Annotated in this window: 24 protein-coding genes; 8 read left to right on the forward strand and 16 right to left on the reverse strand. The window is 70.3% G+C overall.

The features are described 5' to 3' along the window. Window positions 1-15: 15 nt before the first annotated feature. Both EJG53_RS10780 and EJG53_RS10785 read right to left on the reverse strand, forming a co-directional pair. A complete protein-coding gene (locus EJG53_RS10780; RefSeq protein ID WP_125044668.1) occupies window positions 16-780 on the reverse strand; it encodes a WXG100 family type VII secretion target in 765 nt (254 codons plus the stop codon). After that, window positions 777-1,085, reverse strand: coding sequence for a WXG100 family type VII secretion target (locus EJG53_RS10785; RefSeq protein WP_125044669.1), 309 nt, complete (start codon window positions 1,083-1,085; stop codon window positions 777-779). The genes EJG53_RS10780 and EJG53_RS10785 overlap by 4 nt, the downstream gene beginning before the upstream one ends. Window positions 1,086-1,357: 272 nt before the next feature. On the opposite strand from EJG53_RS10785, the gene EJG53_RS10790 reads away from it, so the two are divergent. From EJG53_RS10790 to EJG53_RS10800, 3 genes are all read left to right on the forward strand, one after another. Beyond that, the gene (locus tag EJG53_RS10790) at window positions 1,358-1,786 is read left to right on the forward strand and encodes a hypothetical protein (RefSeq protein WP_125044670.1); all 429 of its coding nucleotides are present in this window, start codon (window positions 1,358-1,360) and stop codon (window positions 1,784-1,786) included. A 276-nt stretch (window positions 1,787-2,062) separates the two neighbouring features. Next, the gene (locus EJG53_RS10795; protein WP_125044671.1) at window positions 2,063-3,268 is read left to right on the forward strand and encodes a hypothetical protein; all 1,206 of its coding nucleotides are present in this window, start codon (window positions 2,063-2,065) and stop codon (window positions 3,266-3,268) included. A gap of 138 nt (window positions 3,269-3,406) precedes the next feature. Continuing rightward, a complete protein-coding gene (locus EJG53_RS10800; RefSeq protein WP_244955096.1) occupies window positions 3,407-5,533 on the forward strand; it encodes an ATP-binding protein in 2,127 nt (708 codons plus the stop codon). 35 nt (window positions 5,534-5,568) lie between these two features. Here the strand turns inward: EJG53_RS10800 and EJG53_RS10805 are convergent, their stop codons facing one another. From EJG53_RS10805 to EJG53_RS10820, 4 genes are all read right to left on the reverse strand, one after another. After that, on the reverse strand, window positions 5,569-5,883 hold the full coding sequence (locus tag EJG53_RS10805; protein ID WP_125044672.1) for a hypothetical protein: 315 nt from the start codon (window positions 5,881-5,883) through the stop codon (window positions 5,569-5,571). A gap of 118 nt (window positions 5,884-6,001) precedes the next feature. Beyond that, on the reverse strand, window positions 6,002-6,637 hold the full coding sequence (locus EJG53_RS10810; protein ID WP_125044673.1) for a hypothetical protein: 636 nt from the start codon (window positions 6,635-6,637) through the stop codon (window positions 6,002-6,004). Between the two features lie 160 nt (window positions 6,638-6,797). Continuing rightward, window positions 6,798-7,370, reverse strand: a complete 573-nt coding sequence (locus EJG53_RS10815) for a hypothetical protein (protein ID WP_125044674.1) — start codon at window positions 7,368-7,370, stop codon at window positions 6,798-6,800. Further along, a complete protein-coding gene (locus tag EJG53_RS10820) occupies window positions 7,370-7,945 on the reverse strand; it encodes a hypothetical protein (protein WP_125044675.1) in 576 nt (191 codons plus the stop codon). The genes EJG53_RS10815 and EJG53_RS10820 overlap by 1 nt, the downstream gene beginning before the upstream one ends. A gap of 515 nt (window positions 7,946-8,460) precedes the next feature. On the opposite strand from EJG53_RS10820, the gene EJG53_RS10825 reads away from it, so the two are divergent. Together EJG53_RS10825 and EJG53_RS10830 are read left to right on the forward strand one after the other, a co-directional pair. Then, complete coding sequence (locus EJG53_RS10825; protein WP_244955097.1) at window positions 8,461-8,805, forward strand: WXG100 family type VII secretion target; 345 nt, start codon at window positions 8,461-8,463, stop codon at window positions 8,803-8,805. 127 nt (window positions 8,806-8,932) lie between these two features. Next, a complete protein-coding gene (locus EJG53_RS10830; RefSeq protein WP_125044676.1) occupies window positions 8,933-9,925 on the forward strand; it encodes a WXG100-like domain-containing protein in 993 nt (330 codons plus the stop codon). Between the two features lie 167 nt (window positions 9,926-10,092). Here the strand turns inward: EJG53_RS10830 and EJG53_RS10835 are convergent, their stop codons facing one another. From EJG53_RS10835 to EJG53_RS10880, 10 genes are all read right to left on the reverse strand, one after another. Next, entirely contained in the window at window positions 10,093-11,181 is a 1,089-nt protein-coding gene (locus EJG53_RS10835) for a WXG100-like domain-containing protein (protein ID WP_125044677.1), read from the reverse strand. 30 nt (window positions 11,182-11,211) lie between these two features. Then, entirely contained in the window at window positions 11,212-11,457 is a 246-nt protein-coding gene (locus EJG53_RS10840; protein WP_244955098.1) for a hypothetical protein, read from the reverse strand. Between the two features lie 560 nt (window positions 11,458-12,017). Then, entirely contained in the window at window positions 12,018-13,382 is a 1,365-nt protein-coding gene (locus tag EJG53_RS10845) for a S8 family serine peptidase (protein WP_125044679.1), read from the reverse strand. A 118-nt stretch (window positions 13,383-13,500) separates the two neighbouring features. Continuing rightward, window positions 13,501-14,841, reverse strand: a complete 1,341-nt coding sequence (gene mycP, locus EJG53_RS10850) for a type VII secretion-associated serine protease mycosin (RefSeq protein WP_125044680.1) — start codon at window positions 14,839-14,841, stop codon at window positions 13,501-13,503. 93 nt (window positions 14,842-14,934) lie between these two features. Then, window positions 14,935-16,422, reverse strand: a complete 1,488-nt coding sequence (locus EJG53_RS43305) for a hypothetical protein (RefSeq protein WP_167514992.1) — start codon at window positions 16,420-16,422, stop codon at window positions 14,935-14,937. A 2-nt stretch (window positions 16,423-16,424) separates the two neighbouring features. Then, the gene (locus EJG53_RS10860) at window positions 16,425-16,754 is read right to left on the reverse strand and encodes a hypothetical protein (protein WP_125044681.1); all 330 of its coding nucleotides are present in this window, start codon (window positions 16,752-16,754) and stop codon (window positions 16,425-16,427) included. Continuing rightward, a complete protein-coding gene (gene mycP, locus EJG53_RS10865) occupies window positions 16,754-17,893 on the reverse strand; it encodes a type VII secretion-associated serine protease mycosin (RefSeq protein ID WP_244955099.1) in 1,140 nt (379 codons plus the stop codon). The genes EJG53_RS10860 and mycP (EJG53_RS10865) overlap by 1 nt, the downstream gene beginning before the upstream one ends. Window positions 17,894-18,200: 307 nt before the next feature. Then, window positions 18,201-18,494, reverse strand: a complete 294-nt coding sequence (locus EJG53_RS10870) for a WXG100 family type VII secretion target (RefSeq protein WP_030024340.1) — start codon at window positions 18,492-18,494, stop codon at window positions 18,201-18,203. A gap of 134 nt (window positions 18,495-18,628) precedes the next feature. Continuing rightward, window positions 18,629-18,952, reverse strand: coding sequence for a WXG100 family type VII secretion target (locus EJG53_RS10875; RefSeq protein ID WP_031009535.1), 324 nt, complete (start codon window positions 18,950-18,952; stop codon window positions 18,629-18,631). Between the two features lie 274 nt (window positions 18,953-19,226). Next, window positions 19,227-20,855 (reverse strand): type VII secretion protein EccB, encoded by a 1,629-nt coding sequence (locus EJG53_RS10880; RefSeq protein WP_125044683.1) that lies wholly within the window; start codon window positions 20,853-20,855, stop codon window positions 19,227-19,229. A 375-nt stretch (window positions 20,856-21,230) separates the two neighbouring features. Here EJG53_RS10880 and eccE point away from each other — a divergent pair, with 375 nt between their 5' ends. From eccE to EJG53_RS10895, 3 genes are all read left to right on the forward strand, one after another. Further along, the gene (gene eccE / locus EJG53_RS10885; RefSeq protein ID WP_125044684.1) at window positions 21,231-22,451 is read left to right on the forward strand and encodes a type VII secretion protein EccE; all 1,221 of its coding nucleotides are present in this window, start codon (window positions 21,231-21,233) and stop codon (window positions 22,449-22,451) included. After that, window positions 22,451-23,299: a hypothetical protein gene (locus EJG53_RS10890; protein WP_125044685.1), complete on the forward strand. Its 849-nt coding sequence runs from the start codon at window positions 22,451-22,453 to the stop codon at window positions 23,297-23,299. Before eccE ends, EJG53_RS10890 begins: the two co-directional genes overlap by 1 nt. A 350-nt stretch (window positions 23,300-23,649) precedes the next feature. Then, window positions 23,650-26,634 carry an SCO5717 family growth-regulating ATPase gene (locus tag EJG53_RS10895; RefSeq protein WP_125044686.1) on the forward strand — a complete coding sequence of 995 codons (2,985 nt, stop codon included), beginning with the start codon at window positions 23,650-23,652 and terminating at the stop codon, window positions 26,632-26,634. Window positions 26,635-26,740: the final 106 nt, after the last annotated feature.

The raw sequence follows: 26,740 nt of genomic DNA on the forward strand, positions 1-26,740 counted from the left end.
TGGCTGGGCTCGGACTCAGCCGAAGGCGCCGTGGCGGCGCACGTCGGGGGGCGGGGGGTTGGTGTCCTTGGCGGCCTTGCCCTTGGCGTCCCTGGCTTCCTTGGCCCCCCTGGCTTCCTTGGCCTCCTGGCCCTTCTTGGGCTTGTCGCTCTCAGGCTTCTTGGCGGCCGGTGTCTCGGGCGCGTCTCCGGTGGCCGCGGCCTCCCCCGTACGTACGCCCTTCGCCACGCCCGCGCCGCCCCGTGCTTTCTCCGGCCCGGTCTGCGGCGGTCCGAAGGGGTCGGGCCCCTGAGGCGCACCGGAGGTCTCCCACTGCGCGGTCAGCGGGGGCCGCTGTCCCCGGCCGCCGCCCTTGCCTCCCTTGCCACGGAAGGCGCCGCCCAGCGACGTGGCGAGCTGGCCCAGGGCCATGAAGCCGTACGCGGTCTGCGTGCCGGACGACTCCGTGCCGGACGAAGGGGAGCCGTCGTTCTGGGAGGCGTCCGGCGCGTCGTCGTGAGCGCCGGAGCCCGCGCCCGCGTGCGCCCCCTTGTCCTGGGAGGCGGCGTTCTCCAGGTCGGCGGCGGCGAGTTCGAAGGCGGGCAGGGTCTCGTCGACGGACCGCTTGAGCTGGTGCCACTCCGCCGCGAACGCCTCGCCCGCGGGGCCGTGCCAGTTGGCGGCCGCGGCCTTGCCCACCTGCCGGTCCAGGTCCCGTACCAGGCCGTCCAGGTGCTTTCCCATGTCCCGCCAGCCGGCCGCCGCCTCGTGCAGGGCGTGGGGGTTGCGCTGCTCGGTCACTGGACACCCCGGATCGTCTTGACGAGTTCTTCCTCGGCCGTGTCCGTCGACACGGCGGTCTCCTTGAGGCCGCCGGCGACCTCCGTCAGCCGCTCCCGCAGTTGTTCCAGGGCGCGCTCGGCCTGCTCGTACAGCTCCAGGTACGGCCCGGCCGCCTCGCGGGAGCCGAACCCTTCGCACAGCGCCGCGGCGTCACTGCGCCGTCTGAAAGCGGTCAGCTCACGGCCCAGGTCGTCCGCGGATATCTCGAACTCGCTACCGAGCTTGTGCAGCTCCCCGGTACTGATCCGGACCTCGTCTGACATCTTTTCTCCCCGAATTGATGGGCGCGGCACGAATGACGCGGCACGAAAGCGGCGACGGCCTGCCGGACAAGTCCTCAGGTCTAGCACACCCGGATAGGGGCCGACCGGTGCGTCCGGAGCGGCGGGCCGGCCGTACGGGACGAGAAAAGGGACCAATATCCCGCAATGCCAACAAGCCTCCGTGACGCGTGGTTCCGATCCGTCATTAGACTCATGACGCCGGTACGGCACACGCGGTTGCCGCACCACCTAGTTCACCGGGGGCAGAAGACATGAACGGCACGAACGGCGCGGGCAATGAGCGGCAGATCCAGGACGCGGATCTGATGGATGTCGCCCAGGATCCCGAACAGGCGCACCGGCTGCGCAAGGCCCTGCAGACACTGGCCACCAATCCCAAGGTCGGCGGAAAACTCCAGGAGATGGCCCAGGAGGTGCTTTCCGGGCGGATCGGCATGAAGGACGCCATCCAGTCCGAGGAGTACATGGGTGCCATCGGCGACCGTCTGCACGAGATGCGGCGGGCGGCGGAGAACCAGACGCAGGCCGAGCGAGAGGCTTCCCGCGAGCAGTTCGCGAAGTGGCAGAAGGAGCAGGAGGCCAAGGAGGACCAGGAGCGCGCCGAGCGCGACGGGCCTTCGGGGGCCATCGTGACGGGGCCGCGGCGGGGCGGCCGGGGCGGGTCAAGCCACCGGGACTGAGCCTGCGGGACTGAGCCTGTGGGCCCGGCCGTCGGCGGTCGGGCCCCGGACTTTGTCCGCCGTACGGGATCAGCCTTTTGATGCCTTTGCCGCCTTCGGCACCTCGGACAACTGGAGAGTCTTGGGAGTCTTCCGCGTTTGCCTGCCCACTCTCACCCTGATCTTGCCTGCTCTTGCCTGCATTTGATGGGAACTTGACCGGCATTACTATCGTGCGCGATCACGTGCCGGAGAAGTGCACGCGGGAGAGAGCGGAGCAAAATGCCACATATTCGGGTGCTCAGTAAGGGCGCGCGGATCACGGCGGGCGCCTTGTGCCTGCTTTTCCTCCTGCACACCCTGTACTGGCTCGGCCATGATCTTGTGACGCTCGGGCCCGGCACGGTGTGGGGCTTGTGGACGGGAGGCGCGTCCGCCGGATTCGGCGGTGCCCCGATGGCCGCCTATCCGGTCGCGACTCCGTACGAGCTGGGGCTGGCCCTGCTGCAAGGCGCCGCCGTGGGAACCGCGTTCGCGGGAAGGCGGCCGGCCGGCGGCCTGCTCGCGGTGGCGACAACGCTGACGCTCTCGCTGCGGGTGCAGGCCGTCGTCAGTACCGGTAGCCACACCTCGACCGACCTCTGGTTCGTCGGCGGGGGCGGCATCGACGACTCCACCCTCACGGCGGTCTTCCTCTCGGCGGGCGCGCTGGTGCCCCTGGCGCTCGTCGCCGCCGTCGTCCTGCCGGCCGGCATCCGGGCCTGGCCGCGCCCCGGCCGGGCACCCGGCCGGCCTCCGGTACGCCCCCACGGCCCCGCGGGCCCTGCGTCCGCGATCGCGCTGGGCGCGCTCACCCTCCTGTGGGTCATCTGGATCTGCTACGCGCTGGTGCAGTCCCTCGGCAGCGGGTCCGGAGCGTCACTGGAGATGCTGTTCACCGGCCACGGCGTGCTGCGGGCCATGCTCGGCATGGCGCCCGGCTGGGCCTGGCTCACCTTCCTGCCGCTGTGCGCGGTCGGCACGATCCTGGCCGCCACCCGCCGGGTCTCCGCCCGCAGCTTCGCCCTCGGGACGGCACTGGCTCTGCTGCCGGTCGCGTTCCTGGCCCTGATCGGCTCGCTCCGTACCGGCACGCTCTTCGAGCTGGGGGACGTCGCGCCGGGCGGGGCACTGCTGGGTCGGGTGCAGATGCTGGTGGAGCTGGTCGGTTCGGTGGTGGTGCTGGTGCTGATGGGGCGGCGCGGGGTGCCGGTTCAGCCGGGGGTGCCGGGATTCGCGGTTCCTGGCCTCGGACCTGTTCCGGGTGTGCCGGGGCCGTACGTGCCGGGGTCCATGGGCGCACCCGCGTACGGGCCGTTCGGCGGGCCGATGCCGGGCGCTCCGGGGTACCAGGCGCCTCCGGGGCATCAGGCACCCCCTGGTTATCAAGCACCGGGCGGGTTCCAGGCACCCGCCGGATATCCGCCACCGCAGGGCGGCTTCGGCCCGCCGCCCGCGGGCTGACCTCGCTGACCTGGGCTTCGGCGGGCAGCCGTATCGCTGTCAGTGCCGGATCGTAGGATCAGCCGGAAGTCGAGGAGAGCGGAAGCCGGAGAGCGGACGTCAGAAGACGGAGAGCGGGAAGCGGAGGGCGAAGGGGTCATGGGGGACGAGGAATTCGTGCACGCCTCGGGCGAGGCGCACACCGGTACGGGAGGTTACGCGCCGCATCCGTACATCGGCGGCCGCACCGCCGTCCTGCGTGCGCTCGCCGCATGGCGGATGCAGTGGCCCGGCGCCCCCCGGGTCGTCGTGCTCACCGGCAGCCCGGGCAGCGGGCGTTCGCACCTGGTGGCCGGGTTCCTCATGCTGTGCGACCCGGAGCACCGCAAGCGCCTGCCGCTGGACGACCTGGACCCGACGACCGTACCGCCCGACCTGCCCGCCCCCGCCGTACCCGCTGCCGAAGGCCGCACCGCCGGACAGGTTCTGCGGGCCCTCGCCGGCCACTTCGGCCTGACCGCCACCCGCAGCGCGGACATCGTCCCCGAACTCGCCGCTGCCGCCGACCCGGTGACGGTCGTCGTGCCGGACGTCGACCGGGCGGGCCCGGTGCGGGCCGCCGACGAGCCCGCGCGCCTCGTACGGGACGTGCTGAAGCCGCTCGCGGAAACCGGCACGGTCCAACTGCTCGCCGACGTGCCGCGGGCGCTGGCCGCCGAGGTGATCGCGGCACTGCCGTCCGGGCAGGGACAGATCATCGACCTCGACGAGCCGCGCTGGGCCGACCCCGAAGGGCTGGTCCACCAGGTGGAGACGTCGCTCACCCCGGAGGCCGGCGCCCCGGTCCTGCCGTACACCGAAGACCCGGGCGCGCGTCGGGCGCTCGCCGAGGCGATCGCGGAGCGCGCCGACGGCAACCGGCTGACCGCACAGCTCGCCGTACGGTGTGTCCTGATGCGGCCCGAAGGCTTCGACCCGGCCGACGGGTCACACCTGCCGGGCAGTGTGGACGAGGCGCTGGACCTGCACGCGTGGCGGTTGGGCGCCGACCCGCAGACGCTGCGGCTGATGCTGGCGCCCCTGGCGCTCGCCGAGGGGGCCGGTCTGCCGCTCGCTCTGTGGGGGCCGCTGGCGTCCGCCGTCGCCGGGCGCGACCTGTCCCGGGAGATCGCGGACGGGATGGCGCTGACGGGGCCGTTCGTCGAAGCGGCCGGGGATTTCGGGGACGCCGACGGTGGTGGCCGTAAGCTGCTGCGCCTCGTGCATCCCGGCGTCGCGGACGCGGTGCGCGCCGGGCCGGCTGACGCCCGCGACGCGCAGACACGTATCGCCATGGCGCTCCTGGAGGCGGTGCCGGAGCAGGACTGGTCCCGCGCCGACCCGTACGTCCGCGACCACCTCGCCGCGCACACGCTGGCCGCCGGTCTGCTGCCGCAACTGCTCACCGACCCGGGTTTGTTCGCACACGCCGATCCCGTCTCGCTGCGTACGGCGGTCGAAGCCGTGCCGTACGAGACGCTGGGCGCTCCCGCCCGTACGTATCTGCGGACGGCGCCGCTGCTCACCCGGTCCCGAACGTCCGTCGTGATGCGTGCGGCGCTCCTGGAGACGGCCTTCGTCGAGGACGGCCTCGGCCCGTACGCGGACGCGGTGCACGCGCTCGGTCTCGGCCTGCCGTGGCGCACGCTGTGGAGCGTGCCGCTGCCCGGGGTCACCGGCGTGACCGTCGGCAGCCTGCCGTCGACTCCCGCCGTCGGGGGCGTGGCCGGTGCGGACCCGGTCGGTACGGACCCGGCCGTCGCCGCGCTGCCGGTCGTTGCCTTCGTCGTCCCCGAAGGCACCCCGGGCTCCCGTACGGTCCTCGCCAAGGCCGGCGCCGGGGCCGAGGGGGCGGGCGGTTCCGCCGTGCTCGTCCACCAACTGCTGAGTCCGGGGCTCGTGGATGCCGACCCGGCACAGGTCCTGCGCCCCTCGGAGGACGTACGGGCAGCGGCGCCGCTCACGCTCAGCCAGGACGCAGGCTGCGTCCGGGTGTGGGACCGGCAGCGTACAGAGGTGGTGGCCTCCCTCGTCAGCGACGTCCCCTTCACGGACGCCGACCTCTCGCCCGAGGGCGTCCTGGTCGTCGCCACGGAGCGCGGCGTCAAGGCGTTGCAGATACCGCTGCCCGCGCCCCCGCCCGCACCGGCACCCCGCTCCGTGCCCCACTCCGCCCCCGTACCCGCCCCTGCTCCCCCTGCCGACTCCCCCATAGGTCCGCCCGGCCGCACAGGGGGCGGCATGTGATCACCGTGCGCGGTTCGCCTGAGGCGGCGGGCCCCTCAGGGCAGCAGCAGCCAGTCGGCGGCGAGGGCCGCCGCCAGCCCCAGGCCGAGCAGCCAGGTGCCCAGCCGGGTGCGTCCGTTGCGGCTCAGCTCGATCACGACCCCGCAGAGGATCAGCGCGGCCCCGTACACCCCCACGACCAGGACCGACGTACGGCTCGCGAGGCGGATCACGAGCACGGCCGCCATCGCGGCCATCAGCACGGAGGCCAGCACGATCCGCACCTGCCGGGCCTGACGGGGCGTCAGGTTCACACGGCGTGCGGACGGGGGCTGTTCGTCGGCGTCGGCGGCATCGGCGGGTGCGTCCATGAGCGGGAATGGTACGGGACGGCTGTTCGGTCCCGTACGGCTGCGTTCGCATCCCGCCCGCTCGCCTGCTCGGGCTTCGGCCCTCGGCTTCGGCCCGCCCTCTCCCCCTGCCTTCCGGCTAAGTGAAGAAGAGCACCGCCCCGGACAGTACCGCGCCGATCAGCCCCGCGGCCATCAGCCCGACCATCAGCGTCCGCAGCACGCCGGGGCCGACCGACCGCCACGCGTCGTCGAAGGTCGGGGCGCTCCGGAAGCGGTAGCCGGTCACCGTGCAGAGCAAGCCCAGGACGAGGACGACCAGTCCGCCGCAGAGGCACAGCACGCCGTTGGCCAGCCGGTTCCAACTGTGCTGTACGTAACTGGAGCGGCCGACCTGCCGTACCTCGATCAGGTCGCCCTCCTTGAACCGGTGCCAGGAGTCGACGCTGGCGTTGAGGTCCTTGGTCCGGCCGTCGTCCGACCGGAAGGTGCCGTAGCACTGGATGTCCCGCGTACGGTTCCCCGAGTGCTGCTTGTTCGCGTAGTGGTAGTCCGTGGCGCACGCCTCCACGGTGATCTTGCCGGGGCTGCCGTCCACCCACACCGAGTACGGGCCCACGTAGACACCGATCGCGATCAGCAGCAGCGCGGCCAGCAGGACACCCACCCCGATCAGCCGCCCCAGGCCGCGCTTCACCCCGTCCACACCCGGCGCGGCGCCCGCACTGGAGGCATGGGACGCGCCTGACCTGGTGTGTTCCGACTGTGCTGCCATGGTCAGCGATCCTTTCCAGGGGCGTGCGAAGGTGCAGGACGAACGATGCACGCGTCGGCTTGCCGGTTCATGCCGCGCGTACGGGGGTGTACGTGCTTCCGCGATGTGCCGAGCCTACGGCCCGTGCGCACCCGCCCGGCCGGCCAGGCGGTGCGCAGCGTCACCCGTAATGCTGCAAAAAGAGAAAGACGGCTGCACCAAGGATGCCCACCCCGGTGACGGAGAGCAGCAGCGGGCGCAGCACCGTCCCGCCGGGCAGTCCGTCCCAGCTCTCGCCGAACGGCCGTCCCCGGCGGGCGCCGAAGCCGGTGAGCAGGCAGAAAGCGCCCGTCGCGAGCATCGGCAGGGACCCGGACGCCCCGGCGGCCCGGCTCCACACCTGCTCCCGGCCGGCGGCCGTGTACGTTCCGTCGTCACCGCTCCGTACGGGGACCCGGGCGCCCGGCGGATACACCGTGCCGGGGTGGAACGCCCCGAAGGGGTTGACCGTGCGGGCACCGTCGACGTCCCGTTCGGCTCGGAACGTGCCCGTACAACTGATCGTCCGGCTGCCGTGACGGCCACTGCCGCCGGCCGTGTACCGCTCCCGGCACTCCTCGACGGTGTACGTCCCGGGGGTGCCGGTGTATCCGGCGGCGAGGGCCGCTCCCCGGACCGACAGCACGCAGACCGTCGCCCCCAGCACCACCAGGGCGAGGCCGACGGCCCGCCCGGCCACGCTCGGCGGCGGCATCAGACGATCCCGTCGACGAGCAGCGCCGCGCCCGCGTCGAGGGCGGCCAGACCACCGATCGCGGCCAGTACGGCACGGACCGCCGCACCGCCGGGAACCCGGTGCCAGGCCTCCCGGAACCCCGGGCCACGACGTGCGCCGAAGCCGGTGAGCAGGCAGAACACTCCGGCCACCAGCGCGCACACGGAGACGCAGACGATGGCCAGGCTCTGCCAGATCCACTGCTCGTCGATCAGGACGAACTTGTGGTCCGTCTTCTGGACCGCCAGGTGCTTGCCCGGCTCGAACTTGGCGCCGGTCTCCACCGTCGCGTCCTCGACCGTGGAGCCGTCCCGATCCCCCCGGAAGGTACCGGTACAGGTGACGACGGGCCGCGCGTGCCGGTGGCGGGACGAGCCGGCGCGGTCGAACTGCGTACGGCAGTCCTGGACGGTGAGCGTGCCCGCGTCCCCCTTGTGGCCGTTCGGATAGCCCATGTCCTTGGCGGTCATCCCGCCGAAGAAGAGCCCGGCGAGGGCCAGACCGGCGCCTACGACCCCGCCCGCGGAGGATGACAGCCGGGTCGGCCGGCGCATGCGTGGGGGCGACGGGCGCGTACGGAAGGAGGGCTGCGTTGACATGGAGAGACCGCGTTGCTGTGGAGGACGAGGAGCGCGTTGGACGGAGGCCAGGGGCCCGTTGGGGTGGAGGACAGTGCCGGCCTGCTCGGCAGCCGTACGGCACGCGCACGCACGCCACCCGTGGCGCGCGGCCTCTTGACCGGGCAGGCACCAAAACTTAACCACCTCTTTCCCCGTCCGCACCACTCCCCTCCCGTCACGTATTCCGGTCGGCACCGACACCCCAGCATGGCCAATCCCCCCGAATTCGATCCGTATTCGAGCGGATTCCACGCACGCATATGCCCCAACGCGTCGTCGACAACGCCCCGTTGGACCCTTTTCACATCCCCTGCCCCCTACGGAGCTCAAACCGCCGGTCCGGCGCCCGCCCGCGAGGGACCGCCTTGACATGCCTGCGTTAAGAACACATAAAGTGGTCACGCCGGGCCTGTCGGGAGACAAACGCGCCAGGCGCGCAGGACAGGGCAATGACGGGGGTCGTGATGGCGGACAAGGCATTCGACGTGGATCCTGAGGTGCTGCGCACCCAGGGTCATGCGTTCGTGAGCATCGGCACGGAGTTCGGCAAGGCCGCCAAGAAACTCAAGGACGACCTGGAGGGCCTCGGAAAGCCCTGGGAGGACGCCGACTTCGGCGCGGCCTTCGACGTCATCTACACCCCGATCCGCGACGGCATGTTCACCTCCATGGATTCGCTGGGCGAACGCATCGAGGACATCGGCGACAAACTCCAGGGCATGGCCCGTACCTACACGGCCTCCGACGAACAGGGCGTCCACGTCGTCAGCTCGGTTCCCCGGCCCGCCGTCTGAGGAACACCACCGTTCCGTGCGGCTTTACACGGCCGTACGCACAGCCATGCGCACGGCCGCGTAAGGCCGTGAACACGATCGCTCCAGCCGCACGCACACGGCTGCAACCGCACGGGGGACGAACACTGTGTCACTGACACTGCCGAGCGAGGTCGCCTGGGTCCTCGGGCTCCTCGGGTACGACTGGCCGCAGGCCGACGAGGACGCGCTCTTCCAGTGCGCCGAGACCTGGCGCACCTTCGCCGCCCAGGTCGAACAGACCGCCTCCCAGGGCGCGTCGGCGGCGAACGAGGTATGCGGGGCGAACACCGGCGAAGCCGTCGACGGATTCACCAAGGAATGGGGCGCCTTCTCCGGCGGATCCGGTTCCGACCACTACCTGCGGGACGCCCAGCTCGCCGCCGAGACCATCGCCCTGGCTTTCGACGCGGCCGCCATCGCCGTACTCACCGGCAAGATCGCCATCATCGCGCAACTCGTCGCCCTCGCGGTGGAACTCATCGCCGCACAGGCGGCCGCCCCCTTCACGTTCGGGCTGTCCGAAGCGGGCGCGGCAGGCGCCACGCAAATCACCCGCGTCGCCGTCCGCGAAATTCTGAACAAGATCAAACAAGAGGTCGTCCAGGCCGCCACCAAGGCCATGGAACACGCCACGATGGACGCCATCAAGAAGCTGGCCAAGAAGGCGGGCTCCAAGGAAACACGGCAACTGGCCATGGACTACGCCAAGAAGACAGTCAAGGACACGGTCAAGGAGACCGTGCAGGACAAGGTCGTCGAAGAAGGCAAGGCGAAGGCCACCGAAGCCGCCACGGAAATGGGGCAGAACATCGCCCAGCAGGGCATCGAGAATCATTTCGGTGCCCGCGACGGCATGGACTGGGGTGAGACCGCCGACATCGGCAAGGAAAAGGCCGGCGCATACGTCGACGGGCTCAAGGAAGGCGCCCAGAGCCTGGCCGACCCCCAGACCTACGTCGACCACGCCCGGGAAGACCTCACCAACCGGGGCCTCGACGCGGCGCAGAAACACGTGGACACCCGCACGGGCGGCGCCGCGACCCGCCACCAGGGCGTCACCGACGGCGCGAGGGATTCGGTGCAGGCTGTATTCGGGTGAGGGCGCCGGGGGCGGGTGAATTACGGGCCTGGAGGCGTAGCTGCAAGGTGTGCGCACCGCACACCCTTCTCGCTGAGCCCTCAGTCCTCAGTCCTCAGCCCTCAGCCCTCAGCCCTCAGCCCTCAGCCCTCAGCCCTCAGCCCTCAGCCCTCAGCCCTCAGCGGACCTCACCCGAAAACAGCACGAATATCCTCCGCGACACCAGACTTCCCTTCACCCCCACCCGCACCACCTCCTCCACTCCCGCCGCCACTTCCATCTCCTCCGTCCCCATCACCTCCCCCACCCCTCCTCCCCCGCTGAACGGCCTCCCGCGCTCTCACCGCCGCGGCATTCGTCCCCGCCTCCGTAGCAGCGTCGATCAACCGGTCGTGATGAGTCGCAGGGTCGAGGAGACCGGCCAAGCCCCCCTCCCGCTCCCCCGGGCCACTCGGCGCGCCGACGACGTACTCACCCGCTGTGAACTCACCTCCCCGCACCGTGCCGAACTGCTTCGCGAACTCCTCCTGGGCGCCGTCCGCCGTGTCGCCCAGGTCGACGCCGGCGCGGGCGCCGAAGTGGCTCTCGATCCCCTGCTGGGCGATGTTCTGCCCTGCCCCGGTCACGATGCCGATGGCCGTCTCCTTCGCGGGATCGACCACGATGTCCTGGACGGTCTTCCGCGCGTAATCCGTCACGAAGTCCTTGACCTGGTGCTTCACGAAGTCGGAAGCGACCTCCCGGACGCCCTTCTCCGCGGCGTCCGCCATCGCCTCGGTGACCGCTTCGACGACCTCCCGCTTCAGCGTGTCCAAGAGCCGTCGCACCACGAGACGGGTCGCCTGAGTCACCCCCAGCGCCCCGATCTCCGAAAGCCCGAAGGTGAGGGGCGCCGCGGCCTGCGCCGCGATGAGTTCGACGGCCAGCACGACGAGCTGCGCGACGACTTCGGCCTTCGCGGCGAACACCGCGGCCGCCGCCACCTCGAACGCGACGCCGATCACCTGCGCCGCGATCCGCGCGTCGGTCAGGTACGAGCCCGGGCCGCCCGAGAAGCCCTCCCATTCCCCCATGAAGCGGCGCACCGCCTCGCCCGAACTGCCGCCGGCGACCTCCCGTACGGCGCATCCGCCCCGCCCGTCGGTCCGCCCGACCTGGGCCGCGAAGTCCAGCCAGGCCCGACCGCACTCCATGAGCTTGTCCTCGTCGGCCTCGGGCCACCGGTACCCGAGCAGATCGAGCACCCATACGACCTCACCGGGCAGCGTCAGCGCCACGGCCGCCTCCTCCCGGGACGCCCACCACCGTCACAGCCCCCGCGACATCGGGGACGAGCACGACACCTGCCCGACGAGCCGCACGCCCTCCCCCTCTGCCGCCTCATACCTCCGCGCCATTTCCTGGAGGTTCTCCCCCATTCCCTCCATCCGCTTCCCGAGCGAATCCATGGACGCGAACATGCCGTCCCGGACGGGCTCGTACGCCATGGCGAACGCCTCCGCGAATTCGGCGCCCCGCCACGGCGCGCCCAACCCCTGCAAGGTGTCGCGCAACCGCTTAGAGGCGCTCCCGAACTCCGCCCCGATATGGACGAACTCCCTGCCCTGACACCTGATCCCATCCGTATCAACATCAAATGCCCTGCCCATGACCCAGCCACCCCTCGAACAATTAACCGGCGAAAGAGGCGACGAAATCACCGCCCCCTGATGAAGTGCCGCGAGCCTTCCACCCCACCGCAAGACCGGCAAACAGCCACCCGCCGAGCGCCGCTGCCCCACCTCAGTCGCACCCTCAGCCCCCACTCGCCACACCCCACCGCTCAGACAATCCGAAGAAACCTTTACCGAGCCACACCCAAGCCCCTCCCGCACGACACCACCCACCCACCCCCGCACCGCCAAACAGTCATCGCCGCACACCCACCCTCAACAAGCAGCCGCACCCCGACCAACAACCGAAACAAACAGCGCACACCCACACCAACATCAATCACCACTCATCCGGGCGAACAACGTGCACGCCGCTGACGCCCCTGCTGCCTCCCCCTCCCCCGTACGCGAAGAGGGACCCGCAACGTGCTGCGGGCCCCTCTCCCAGTGACGCGACGCGACTACTGCCCCGGCGGCTGGGCAGGCGGAGGCGACGTGTAGGAACCGTAGGACCCGTATGGGTTGGGCTGCTGCCCATACGGATTCGGCTGCTGCTGATACGGCCCGACCTGCTGCGGCGGCGGAAAGCCGGCGTGACCTCCGGGCCCTCCAAAACCACCGGGCCCACCGAGACCACCGGGCGGCGGACCACCGTTGTTCTTCTTGCGCCGCACCACGACAATGACGACCACCAGAGCCGCCACGAACAGAACCAGCACCACCCCGATGATGACGATCGGAGGAATACCGATCCCGCTACTACCAGCCGCCTTCTGCACACCACTGTCCCCGGTATCGCTACCGCTATTCCCTCCGCCCATCACATCAGCAACTTCCGGAGCCTTGAGCGGCCCGTACTTGGAACCGGCCGGAATGTCCTGGGTGAGCGCACGGAAAGGGCGGACGATGCCGTAGCCGTACTTGGGGCTTGGCGTGCTGATGTCCGACTTGCCGTCGGGGGTGATCGCGGTTTTCGTCAGACGATTGGCGACCTGGCCGGCAGTAAGGTCCGGAAACTTGGAACGGACAAGCGCTGCCGCCGCGGACACGTAGGCGGCGGAATCAGACGTACCGTCCGACTGCCGGTACTTCCCGCCGAGACCGGCCGAGTAGATGCCCTGTCCTGGAGCCAGAAGCCGGACGTGCTCACCGTAGTTCGAGTTGCGCCACACCTGCCCGTCCTTGGCCACCGCGCCGACAGCCAGCACGCCGGGTGCGGCCGCGGGATACTGAGGTGCGGAGGTTCCGGCATTTCCGGTGGCGGCCACGAGCAGTACGTCCTTTGCGAGGGCGTAGCTGATGGCCTTCTTCTCGTCGAGGTCGATGGCGCCCGAACCGAACGACATGTTGACGACCTTGGCCCCTTGGTCGACCGCATACCGGAGCGGCTCCGCGAAGCCGGAGGACGTCACGGCGGTCTCCGTACTGTCCGTCATGACCGGAAGTATCTTCGCGTCCGGCGCCAGACCCATGATTCCGGCAGAGCCGTTGGCGCCGTGCCCATGGCCGGCGATCATCGCGGCCATCGCGGTGCCGTGGGCATCCTCTGTCGGGTGATCTGCTCTCCCGCCCGCACGAGCGAAGCTCTTCCCTGGGAGGACGTTTCCCTTCAGGTCGGGATGGGCTGCATCGACTCCACTGTCTATGACCGCCACGATCACATTCTTACCCGTGGAATGCCGGCGAATATCGTCCGCGCCGAACGCACCGAGCGCCCACTGCCCGTCCCTGATGTAATCCGCCGAAGCGGCCGACGCGGTGCCGAGAACCAGCGCTCCCGCCAAGACCGCGCCGCTCACCGCACGCAACGTCCGCGTGAAGCTCATGCCGTACACCTCTCCTGAAACAAGACGGGTCCCACAGCCCGAGGACTGTGGGACCCGTGGGGAAAGGCTCCCGCGAAGAAGAATCCGGCGACGGAGCCTGCCCAAGCTCACATGTCTACTACTGGCCCGGAGGCTGGTTGGGCGGCGCCGGCGGCGGATAGCCGCCGGGAGCGCCGGACTGCTGATAGGGGCCAGCCTGCTGGTAAGGACCCGGCTGCTGGTAGGGGCCAGGCTGCTGCGGCGGGTAGTAGCCCGGCCCGCCGGGGCCGCCGTAACCGCCACCGGGGGGCGGGCCGTTACGCTTCTTCTTCCGCTTCTTCACCAAGACGACGATCGTGGTGATGATCGCCAGGACAATGAGCGAGAAGGCCGCAATACCAATGGCTGCCTTGGTGTTGCTGTTGTCTTCTTCTTCCTTCCAGCGGTCCTGGTCCGCACCTCCGTTGGAAGGCTGCTCCTGCCCCTGGGCTGTGGGGGCCTTGAGCGGGCCGTTCTTCGGTCCGGCGGGGATGTCTTTGGTGAGGGCTTCGTACGGACGGATGATCCCGTACCCGTAGTACGCGTCCGGGGCCGTTCCTGAAGCCGCCGACGGGAACTTCGCGGTCTTGATGAGCCGATTCGCCACCTGTCCTGCGGTCAGGTCCGGGAACTTCGACCGGATGAGCGCTGCGGCGCCGGACACGTATGCGGTCGCGTCAGACGTTCCACGGGTGTACTGATACGGCTGGCTGGCAGCCGCCGAACGAATGCCTTTACCTGGAGCACTCAGAAGAAGGTGCGGTCCGTGGTTCGAGTTCTCCCACACCTTCCCTTCCTGATTCACCGCCCCGACAGCCAGCACGCCCGGCTCTGCCGCCGGGTAGTAGCTGTAGCTCGACCCGCTGTTACCCGAACCCGCAATCAGCAGGACATCCTTGGAGGCCGCGTAAGCGACTGCCTGCTTCTCGTCGTCCCGGAGCGATCCCACACCGGCGAACGACATGTTCACCACTTTGGCGCCCTGGTCTACCGCATACCGCAACGGTTCAGCCATGCTGTTGGAAAGGGTATTGCCGTCCGAGTCCCAGGTCTTGATGGGCAGGATCTTCGCATCAGGGGCCAGGCCTTTGACTCCTTGGCTGCCGCCACTCCCGTGCCCGTGGCCAGCGATGACTGAGGCCATACCCGTGCCGTGGTTGTTCCGGGTTTCGCGGTCAGCCGGGTCCCCACTGGAAAAATTCTTGCCAGGGAGCACGTTGCCTGTCAGGTCCGGGTGGCTCCCGTTCACGCCGTTGTCGATGACGGCGACGGTGACGCCTTTTCCGGTGGACTGTGACCACGCCTTGCTCGCGCTCAGATAGCTGAGTGCCCACTGATCGTCTCTGACCTGGTCTGCCGCAGCAACCGGCGCGGTGCCGAAGAGCAGCGCTCCCACCACCGCCGCGCCGCTCACCGCACGCAGCGTTCGCGTGAAGCTCATGCCGTACACCTCTCCTCTGCAGGACGGGGCCCACAGCCCTAGGACTGCGGGCCCCGTCTCGGTTCCGCCGGCTACTACTGGGCCAGATCGGCCTTACTCGATGACCTTCGGCGCCACATTACGCTCCGGCGTCCAGGTCTCCTCGTCTTCCACGAGGTAGTCGGGACGCTCGCCGTTCGGGCCCTTCTCCTTGCCCTTGCCGCCGTGTGCGCCCGGCATTCCGGCCATGCCCGCCGGGCGACGGCCGCCGCCGGTGCCGGACTGCGTACCGCCACGGCTACGGTGCAGGCCCGAGCCGCCCTGGCCGCCGGTGCCGGTCTTGCCACCGGTACCGCCGACGACGCCGCCCTTCTGCCGGGCCAGCGCCCCTCCGCGTCCGGCTGCGGCGCCCTTGGCTCCGCCACCCGCGCCGGCCGCGCCTCCCATGCCCGGTGCGCCGGCACGTCCGCTGCGGGAGCCGGCACCGGCGGCTCCGCCGCCGCCCGTACCCGACCGGCCGGTCATCGTGCCACCGGGCATGCCGCCACCCGGAATGCCCGTCGCTCCGGAGCCGCCGCCGCTCACATGACCGCCGCCTCCGCCGACGCCGCTCAGGCCCCCACCACCGGCGAGGCCGCCGCCACCCCCGCCGGTGAGTCCTCCACCGCCGGAGCCGCCGCCGGGGAGGCTGTTGAGGCCGGTCCCCACATGGGGAAGAGTCGACGTCTTGGGCGGAGTCGTGGTGCCGACACCACCGGAGATGCCTCGCTGACGCGGAGCTTCCAGATCACCGGGGGAGGTGTATCCCGGCCCCTTCGGGGAAGGAACGGATCCCTTCGGGGCGGACGGCTTGGGGCGGTTGACGACACCGTCCGGAAGGGGGACGAAAGGAGGCGGTGGAGGCGTGTCGTTCTGCCTCGGCACGTCGTTCTCGCCGACACCGCCACGCTGCGGCTTTCCGATGGCCGCAGCGTTGGACCGGTACGCAGACCCGAGATACTCCATCATGACGGCCGTCTGAAGCTGACGCTCCTTGCCCTCCGACAGCTCTCCCGAGTTGCCGTTGAGGACGTCCGTGGTGTCCTTGCCCTGCTGAAGTTCGTGGATCGCCTTCGAGTCGTCGCGTCCACCCTTCGAACCGAAGGTCACCGCTTTGAGTGCGTAGTTGCCCACGGCGTCGAGATTGCTCTCCGTGCTGGAGGGCTTCTCCATCGCGTCGATCTTCTTCTTGTACTCGTCCAGCGTGTGTCCGACGCCATCCATGACGTGGTGCATGTTGGACGCGTACGGGGCCGCGTTGCCGATGTTCTGGCTGATCGTGTTCGCGCGCTGCCGGAATCCCTCGGCGGCCTGACCGCCCCAGTGTTCGAGGACTTCCTTGACGGCGTCGTCGAACTCCTTCCGCAGGCCGCCGCGCCCGTCTGCACCCACGAGGGTGTCGTGGATCCACTTCCAGTTGACGGCGACCTCTTTGACCTTGCCGGGATCGGCGTGCGCCACCATGGCCTTGAGTTCGTCCATGTCGCGCTCGTAGAACTTGGTCTCGTGCTTCGCGTAGAAACACCCCTTGTCGGTGGTGACTCCGCCATTGCTCGCCGACATGGTCACTTACCCCCGGGGTTCAGCGCATTGTGAACGTCGTACTCACGGTCGTGATACGCGTCCTTCGTCTTGGCTGTCTTCTTGCTCAGATCGTCGACGAGGTCGGCGAGCCTCTTGAGAATCTCCTCGTCCATGAACGCCTTCATTTCGTCATGCGCCCGCCGGAGTTCCTCCTCCTCCCGGAAACCGGTACCCAGTGTCCCGGCCGGCAGGAACGTACTGTGCCCCGCCTTGCTCTTGGCCTCCGTCATGCTCCTGAGCACCCCGTTGAGCTTGCGCCCGACGGTGTCCAGCGCTTCGAGATCGACGTAGTACTCGTCGCTGCTGCCCATTAATGTCCTCCCCGTGTGTTCAAGGTGTTCTTGCGGCGCCAGTCGCGCAGGGCGATCGAGGTGCCGACGACCGTGGCGACGGCCAGTGCGCCGCCGCCGATGATGTAGATGGCGATGCGGGCTTGGCGTTCCTCGGTGGATTCGCCGATGGTCAGGGCGGCCGCCTGGATGTCGGCGCCGTTGTCGGCGCGGCCGGAGTCCGTGTCCGGCTTGGGTTCGCCGGTCGGCTTGGTCTTGTCGTTGAGGGCCGCCACGGGGTCGACGACGCCCCAGCCGATGTTGTGGTCGCGGTTCTTGCGGACGCGTTCGGCGGTCTTCTCCAGGTGCCAGATGATCTCGCGCGGCTGCCACTTCTGGTGTTCGGCGTTGTTGCGGCCGATCAGGAGGGCCGCGACGCCGGCGGCGTACGGGGCGGCGAAGCTGGTGCCCTGGTCGACGCAGTTGCCGCCGTTGGGGACGGTGGAGACCATGTCCACGCCGGGGGCGGCGATGTCGACGAAGGAGCCGGCCTGGGAGAAGGGGGCGCGTTCGTTGTTGCGGTCGGAGGCGCCGACGGCCAGGACGTTGGAGTTCTCGAAGGCGGCGGGGTACATGCTCTGCTCGGCGCCGCTCGCGCCGCCGTTGCCCGCGGAGGCGACGATCAGGACGCCCTTGGCCTCGGCCCGGGTGACCGCGGCGCGCAGGCCGCTCAGGAGAGCCGGGTTCGCGTTGGTGCCCTGGGAGATGTTGATGATGTCGGCGTTCGCGGCGACCGCGTCGTCTATCGCCTTGGCCAGGCTGGCGGCCGTACCGCCCTTTTCCTTGTCCGTCTGCTGGAAGGGGATGATCTGCGCCTTGGGGGCCAGGCCGTAGAAGCCGGAGCCGGCCTTCGGGCGGGCGGCGATGATGCCCGCGACCTTGGTGCCGTGGCCGACCTGGTCCTCGGTGGGCTTGCCCTTCTCGACGTAGCTCTTGCCGCCGGTGATCGCGCCGCGCAACTGTTCGTTGCCGGAGTCGACGCCGGTGTCGATGACGGCGACCTTGACGCCCTGGCCTTCTCCGTACGCCCACATCTGCCGGGTGAGCAGGCGCTGCAGCGACCACGGGGTCTCTTTGATGTCGTCGGTGCCGAACGTGCACTGGCCACTGTTCAGGGGCACGTTCGGGTCCGCGAGCGCCGGCGCTGCCGTCGCGCAGGACAGTGCGACGGCCGAGGCCGCACCGGCCAGTGCTACCGCCGCGCGTCGGCGGTGCCCGGCTCGGTGACCATTGGCGCGAGATCCCACGAGGTGTCTGCTCTCCGTGTGTGGCGGATTCGGTGAAGGTGAGGGGGAGGAATCGGGGGGGGTGGACTGCGTGAGGGCGGGCGCACTGGTGCAGCGCGCCCGCCCTCATTCACTACTGTGCGAGCCTTCGTGGCTGCTCAGCCGTTGTGCCGTGACCGTTCCCGTCGGTGGACGGTGCCGGTCAGCCGCCCCAGATGCTGGCGTTCTTGGACTCGGTGCTCTGGTAGTTCTGAGCGGCCTGGTCCAGGGCCTTGGCGATGGCTTCCAAGGTCGAGTGCAGGGAAGCGGCGCGCTGGTCCCACTCGCGCTGGCGGGCCTGGTAGCCCTCCTGCGCGGCACCTTCCCAGCTTGCGGCGATCTTCTTGACACCCGACTCGAGGTCGTCGAGCTGGGTACGGATGTTGTTGGCCGTTCCGCGCACGTCGGAGGCGGCCTGGGAGATCGTCGCGAAATTGACGAGGATCTGGCCGGACATGAAGTCTCCTCGGGGAGTTGAGCTGAGATCGATTCACATGCCGCAGCAGGCCGGCCGGCCCACGGTCCGCCGGGGCGGTGGGCCGGTGCGTGCTGCGGCGAAGTGGGCGCGCCGCGGTGGGCGGCGCGGTCCCGTCATCCGAAGGGCGAAGCCTGCGCGGAGACGTGGGACATCGTCTGCTGCTGCTCCTCTTCCGAGGCCACGTAGTTCTTCGTGGTCGAGTCGATCGCTTCCTTGATCTCGTTCAGCAGCTGGTTCAGGCGCTTGGCGTCATCATTCACCTGGGTCTGGAGCTGGTGGTACGAGGTGGCGGCAGCGCCCTTCCACCCGGACGTGATGCCCTCGACGACCCCGTTCAGGCGAGTGATCTCACCCTGGATCGACTGGTTGACGGAGGAGATACGGCCGCTGAATGCGACCATCTCCTCCTCAGTGGTTGTGAACTGCTGACCAGCCATAAGTCAACGTCCCCCATGAGACTCGTACGTCGTGCCGGGGGACTGACGTGAAGCGGGCCCCCGGTCGGCATCTTCTGTTGACGCCTTCCGCCACTTTAACCACTCCATACTCCTGTTCCCAACAGCGGGTGGGCGGTTGTGACGGGATCACAACAAAGGCAACTGGCCGCCCGCGAATGCCATTTCGATGGAAACGGACAGATGCCTTTGTTTCGGTCAAGCGGACAGGTGAAGCGGCTCCTTCGGATGTGAAGGAACAGTGCGGGTCCGGAGGTCAGGAGCTCTGCGGCTTCTTGGCGCTCTCGACATCCAACTGCGGCCCTTCCGACAGGAGCTGCGACCACGCCTTGTCGACCGTCGGCGGGCGCACACTCTCGTATCCGAGGTGGATCTGCGCCTGATCGCGCGCCTTCTCCGCATTGCCCGCCTTGGTGGCACTGTCGTTGCTGCGCGGCACCGAATAGCGCAGACCGGTGTCGGTCACCAGGAAGAGCGTGCCCTCCTTGGCATTCCCCGTCACCTGCTGGTACAGCAGGCCGCTGCCGGGCGTCACGTACGAGGCCGAGCCGGAGGCGATGGCGGCCGGGTAGTCCTTGCCGACCCAGGTGGTCATCTTGGGCACGGCGCCGCTGAAGCCGAGCGCCTTGCCCGCGCCGTTCGCGTACTCCGTGCTGGTGCCGTGGTAGACGCTGCAGGCCACGTCGGGGCCCTTGCCCGAGTCGCCGATGCCGGAGCTGCGCCGCGTCGCGGCGGCGTTGGCCATGGTGACGGCCTCGGAGGGCCACAGGGCCGTGCCGGGGAAGTCGGACATGAACTGGACGACCTGGTCCTTGTCGTCACGCTTGGGGGTGATGCTGTCGGTGGACACCTTGATGACGTCCATCTTCTCGCCGCCCTTCTTGACGGCGGTCGCGTTCGGCCCCTCCAGCAGCAGCTTGGCCTGGAAGTTCGTCACCTTCTCCAGGCCGTCGGCGGTCACCACGTACTTCTGGCTGTCACCGGCCTGCAGGACGTTGCCGATGACGCTGTAGTTGCTCGGTACGCCCTCGACGGCGGCCCGGGTGCCCGCCTTCTCCACGCGGGGCATGGTGAGCGGCATCTGGCTCTTGATGAGGGTGTTCATCCATTCGGAGGTCACCTGCTGCGGCTGCGCGTCACCGAAGATGACCTGGCGCAGCTTGTCGTCCTGCTGCTCCTTTACGGCCGGGGAGGGCGCCTTGCCGGCGAGGGCGTCGAACGGGAAGGCCACACCGTTCTCGTCGACCAAATACTTCTGGCCGTCCGGGTCCTGGACGTACAGCGCCTGGTGCAGGTCCAGCTTGCCGTGGTCGAGGACCTTGGCCTTGTCCTTGCCGCCGAGGACGAACACGGCCTGCTGGGACTTGCTGTTCTCACCGCTGCCCGGACGGTCGCAGACCGCCCAGACCTTGGGGGTGCCGGCTTCCTTCTCGGTGGGCAGCCGGTCGGGGGCGTACGGGATTCCTATGGCCGGGCCGTGCGGAATCTTTCCGTCGAGTTCCTCCTCCTTCACCTTTACGACCTGAAACTTCTTCGGGTCGAGAAGGAGTTTGGCGGAGGCCAGGTTGAGGATCGGGTGGAGAAGTTTCTGATTGCTGCCGTTTTCGCCCTTGCTGTTCAGAACGACATAGCGGGTGGTGGACTTGTCGCCGACGATGACGTTCTGCGCCGGCGTGTCCCAGCCCTTCGGGGCGACCGGCTTGAGGATGCCGCAGGCGCCGAAGCCCACGGTCACCACCAGGCCGAGCAGGATGCTCGGGAGCACCGCCTTGAGCGGCCGCGGCGCGCTCTCGATCGAGCCGTTCGGCAGCGGCTTCAGAAATGCCGCAGTCGTCCGCTTTCGAGCGAACGAATACGCATTCAGCTCGTCCCGACGTGATGCCATTGTTGCTTTCTCTCCCCGCCTGTCGGATCCACCGTGGACCGCCCCCGGCACTCGGGCCGCAGCGCCCTCTACTATGCCGTGTGTCGATCGACCCGTACGGTACGGGTGCCACCTTCCGGCGCACCAGTCTCGACGACGGTACTGAGGCCGGGAAGACATACCGCTCAGAGGCACAATGCTCGGAGCCACACCACCAGTAGAGGAGCAGGCCGGGGGATGTCCAGCGCCACCAGGGCTCGACGCCGCAATGGGCGGCAGCAACAGCAACAGCCTTCCGTTGCGCCGCATTACGCGGGAAATGCGGGCCAAATCGGTATAGCTCCGGGCAATGGAGGAAATCAAGACCGCGGAACAGCGGACCGGCCGGCCGGACCGGTGGCACCCCGGCTGCGCGCACAGGCCGGAAGCATCGGCGGCGTCCGTGTCCAACAGCTCGCGATCATCGAAATCGCCGCGGCGCTGGTGCTGGTGGGATGGACGATCCACCCCGTGGCCCTGACGGTCGCCGCGGTACTGGCGGCCGTACTCGTCATCTTCGCCCTCGGCCGCCGCCGGCGCATTCCGCTGCCGGAGTGGATCACGACGGTGCGCGCGATGAAGCGCCGGGCCAAGCGGAGCGGTTCGGCCGCGGGCTCCGGCGGCGTCGACCCGGCCTTCGCGCCGCTGGTGGAGTGCGACCCGGCGCTGCGGACGTACGAGTACACCGACTCCGACCAGCGGGCGATCGGCTTTGTCGGGGACGGTACGTTCCTGACCGCCCTCGTCCAGTTGGAGGGCCGCGACGAGCCGCTGCGCCCGGCGAGCGGCGGCCGGTCGCTGCCGATGGACGTGCTGCACACCGCGCTGGACGTGGAGGACATCCACCTCGAATCGGTGCAGTTCGTGCAGTACACCCAGCCGGCCCCGGCCCCGCACCTGCCCGAGCAGGCGGTCGCCGCCCGCTCCTACGCGCCGCTCCAGGCGCAGACGAAGACCCCCGCCCTGCAGCTCACCTGGATCGCGCTGAAGCTGGACCCGGAGCTGTGCGCGGAGGCCATCGAGGCGCGCGGCGGCGGCCTCGACGGCGCGAAGCGCTCGCTGCTGCGCGCCGCCGACCAGCTCGTCAGCCGCCTCTCCGCGCACGGCGTACGGGCCAAGGTGCTCGCCGAGCGCGAGGTGGTGGCCGCGGTGGGCACCGCGGTGTGCGTCAGCCCGCGGGCCGCGAACGGCGCGATGGGCCGGGACGGCCGCGCCGCGCGCCGTACCCAGGAGACGGTCCGCGCGATGCGCTGCGACGACCGCTGGCACACCACGTACTGGATCGGCCGTTGGCCCCAGCTCGGCCAGGGCGGCACCCCGCTCGCGGGCGTCGTCCAACTGCTGAGCAGCACCCCGGCCATGGCCAGCACCTTCTCCCTGACCGCCTCGCACGGCAGCGGCCGGGCCCCCGCCATCTCCGGCTACGTCCGCCTCTCGACCCGCAGCGAGAACGAACTGACCGCCGCGCAGGGCGAGTTGGAACGCCGCTCCGGCTCCGTGAAGGTCGGACTCGTACGGCTGGACCGGGAGCAGCTCCCCGGTCTCCTGGCCACGCTCCCCCTCGGAGGTACCCGCTGATGGCGACGCCCACCTACCAGCCCCGCGCCACCCCGAGCAGCGACGGCTGGCGCAATCCCCCCATCGGCGGCGCGCCCTCGGGCGGCGGGCGGCGGCTCTCGCACGAGCCCCGGCCCGACGAGCGGCAGTCGGCGGCCGCCGGGCCGCGCCCGCAGCCGGGCTTCGGCCTGAAAGGCCCGCGGCGCAGCCCGCACGTCCTGCCCGCGGAGTCGCTCGGCTCGCTGACCCTGCCGGTCGCCGAGGACGGTGTCGTCATCGGCATCGACCCGCAGAACCAGCCCGCCGTGGTGAACCTGCTGCGGCCCAGCCCGCTCGAAGTGGTGCTGGTGGGCAGCATGTGGCTGGCGCAGGTGCTGTCGCTGCGTACGGTCGCCACCGGCGCGCGGGTCGCGGTCGAGACCGCCCGGCCGCCGGCCTGGGCGCAGATGGCGCAGGCCGCGGGCGGCGGACAGCAGTGCGTCTCGGTCCACGACGTACGGCAGATCGCCCCGCAGGGCGCGTCGGTCTCCAGCCCGGTCCTGGTCGTACGGGACATGGGAGCGCGGCCGCCGCGCAACCAGCTCGCGCCCGGGCCCTGGCAGTCCGTACTGACCGTGCTGCCCTTCCTCGGCCCGCGGTCGCCGCAGTTGCTGGCCCGCGCCGACCTGGTCTGCCTGCAGCGGCTGTCGCCGGAGGAGGCCGAGGTCGTGACGCGCATCATGCGGCTCCCGGCGCAGATCGGCGGCGTGCTGCCGACACTCAGCGACAACGCGATGCTCTGGTGCACGCGCGACAGCCACCAGTTCGTGATGACGCAGCCGACCGACGCGGAGACGAACCTGCTCGGCGGCGCGCGGCGCATGGACTGACGGAGCGGTACGTACGGAGGGGTACGTACGGCGCGACGCGTACGGCGCGGGCCTTCGCGGGTACCTCTTGCGGGGTGTTCGCGGGCCCGCGCGCGTGCGGTCACGGGCCCGCGCACGGGTGCGCCGCCGGGTTGCCAAGACGAGACGCCGCCGACTGCCGTTCGTGGCCGACTGTTGATTAGGCTGTATTGGAGAGCCGCAGGAGCACACCGACGGCTGCCGATACGGGGATGGAGACAGTTAGTGTTGGCGCTACCCGGGGTGGTGTGGTCCGACGTCCGCTACATCCGATCGATCCGCCTGTATCCGGTCCTGCCGTTCAGGTGCGTTGCAGTACACCAGGAGGCACAGTGAGGGAGCAGGAGGCTTTCCGTCCGGACGGGAACGATCCTGACGACGACCAGTCCGAGTTCGATCTGACGGGTGAATTCAAGATCGATTTTGCGGCTCCGGCCTGGTACGCCAGCAACGACACCAGCGGCGGCGGTACGGCCGCGGCCGCACCGGCCACACCTCCCGCCGCCACGCCCTCCACGCCACCCACCGGCGCGCCGCTGAGCGGGCCCGCGCAGCCGGGCCCCGGCCAGGCCGGTCCGCAGACCGCCCCGGCCCAGAGCACGCCGCAGGGCGATGCGATGCCACCTGCCGCCCCTCCCGGCTTCCCGACGCTCCGTCCCGACGCGGGCGTTGCCAACGCGGGCGCTCCGGCACCCGCGCCCACCGCGCCGCCGGTCGCACCGGCTCCCGTCGCCCCCGCACCGGGTCCCGTCACGCCCCCGCCGCCCGCACCGGAGCCGACGGCTCCCGTGGCGCCTCCCGCGCCCGTCGCCGAGGCCGCGCCGGAACCGTCTGCCGAGGCCGCGGAGTCCGACGCGACGGCGGCGTCCGCGGCCGGGACCGTACGCGCCGGAAGTGGTGTCGACCCGTCGGCCTCCCTGTGGGCCGACGACCCGGCGCCCGAACCGGCCCCCGCGCCCGCCCCGGTGGAGACCGCACCGGCCGCCGACGAGCAGCGGACCGAGGAAGCGGACGGGTCCGACGCTCCCGCCGCGGCCGAGGCACCGGCCCCCGCTCCCCTGGCACCGCCCGCGCCGGAGGCCGAAGCGGCCGTCGCCGCGCCGCAACCGCCTGTGCAGCAGCCCGCTCCGGAGACGCAGCAGCAGCCGGAGGCCGGACAGCAGGAAGCACCGCAGCAGGACGTGCCGCAGGAAGCACCGCAGCAGGGCGCCGCCCAGGAGTTGCCGCTCCAGCAGCAGGCTCCGCAGGAGCTGCCGCCTCAGCAGCAGGCGGCACCGCAGCAGATGCAGCAGCAGGCACAGCAGATGCCGCAGCAGCAGGGCACTCCCCCGCAGGGCGCGCCTTGGGGCGCCGCTGCCGGGCAGCAAGCAGGTGCGCCTGCGAACCTCCCGCCGCTGCCTCCTGAGTACCAGCCTGCGGACCCGCGCACGGCTCAGGCCCAGGCACAAGCTCAGGCCCAACAGCCGTACCAGCAGCAGGCGCAGCCCCAGGCCCAGCCCGAGCAGCAGCCGTACGCGCAGCAGCCGCCGTACCAGCAGCAGTCCGGCTACCCGCAGCAATACCCCCAGCAGGCGCAGCAGGCCCATCCCCAGCAGCCGGCACCTCAGCAGGCCCAGCAGCAGGCCGCTTACGGCTACCCACAGCCCGCCTACGGATACCCGCACCAGCAGCCCCAGCAGGGCGCCCCGACGCCGCAGCAGGCGCCGGCCGACCCCAACACCGCTGCGGCGCAGGGTGGTTACGGCTACCCGCAGCAGGCCCAGCCTCAGCAGCAGTACCCCCAGCAGGCGCAGCAGCAAGCACAACAGCAGGTTGCTTACGGCTATCCGCAGCAGCAGGGTGGCTACGGCTACCCCCAGGCCGCCCAGGGCTACCCGCAGCAGACCGCGCCCGCGCAGCAGCAACAGCAGCCGTATCCCGGGTACGGCCAGCAGCAGGCCCCGCCGCAGGCCCAACAGCCCCCGCAGGCACAGCCGCAGGCCCCGCACCAGCCGCAGGCCCCCACCCCCGTCCAGGGCGCCGACCCGAACGCCGCCGCCAACTACGCGCAGTACTCGCAGCCGGGCCAGCAGCAGCAACAGCAGCGGGCCGCCCCCGGCGCGCCCCTGGGCTACAGCGCCGCCGTCGAGCTGACCTCCGACCGGCTGCTCCGCAACCAGCCCAAGAAGAAGAAGCCGGGCGCCAACGCGCAGCCCTCGCGCTTCAAGCTGGGTGCGAAGAAGGAGGAGCAGGAGCGCCAGCGCAAGCTGGAGCTGATCCGTACGCCGGTGATGTCCTGCTACCGGATCGCGGTCATCAGCCTCAAGGGCGGCGTCGGCAAGACCACGACGACGACCGCGCTGGGCGCCACGCTCGCCTCCGAGCGGCAGGACAAGATCCTGGCGATCGACGCGAACCCGGACGCCGGCACGCTCGGCCGCCGGGTGCGCCGCGAGACCGGTGCGACCATCCGTGACCTGGTGCAGGCGATTCCGCAACTGCACAGCTACATGGACATCCGCCGGTTCACCTCGCAGGCTCCGTCGGGTCTGGAGATCCTCGCCAACGACGTGGATCCGGCCGTCTCGACCACGTTCAACGACGACGACTACCGGCGCGCGATCGACGTGCTCGGCAAGCAGTACCCGATCATCCTCACCGACTCGGGCACCGGCCTGCTCTACAGCGCGATGCGCGGGGTGCTGGACCTCGCCGACCAGCTCATCATCATCTCCACACCGTCGGTGGACGGTGCGTCCAGCGCCAGCACCACGCTGGACTGGCTGTCCGCGCACGGCTACGCCGACCTCGTACAGCGCGGTATCACGGTGATCTCCGGGGTCCGCGAGACCGGCAAGATGATCAAAATCGACGACATCGTGTCGCACTTCGAGACGCGGTGCCGCGGGGTGGTCGTGGTCCCGTTCGACGAGCATCTGGCCGCCGGCGCCGAGGTCGACCTGGACATGATGCGGCCCAAGACCCGTGAGGCGTACTTCAACCTGTCCGCGCTGGTGGCCGAGGACTTCTCCCGGACCCAGCAGGCGCAGGGCGCCTGGCCGGACCCTGCCCAGCAGCAGATGCAGCCGGGCGACCCGAACGCCCAGCAGCAGTACGGGCATCAGCAGTACGGCCAGCAGGCGTACCCGCAGCAGCCGGGCCAGGTGGCGCCGGGGCAGCAGCCCGCCGGGTACCCGCCGCAACAGGGCGGCTGGACGCAGCAGCCCCAGCAGCAGGGGCAGCCGCCCCAGGGCTGGCAGCAGCCCCCGGACGCGCCGCAGGCGCCCGGCCAGCCCGGTCTCCAGCCGGGATGGACGCAGCAGCCCCCGCCGCAGTAGCACCACGGCGCACGCAGCAGCACCACGGCACACGATAGGGCCCGGCACTCGGAGGAGTGCCGGGCCCTGTCCCGTTGTCGCCGGGCCCGCGCGGGCCCGCCGTGAA

It is taken from the genome of Streptomyces chrestomyceticus JCM 4735 (genome assembly GCF_003865135.1).
Classification (GTDB): Bacteria; Actinomycetota; Actinomycetes; order Streptomycetales; family Streptomycetaceae; genus Streptomyces; species Streptomyces chrestomyceticus.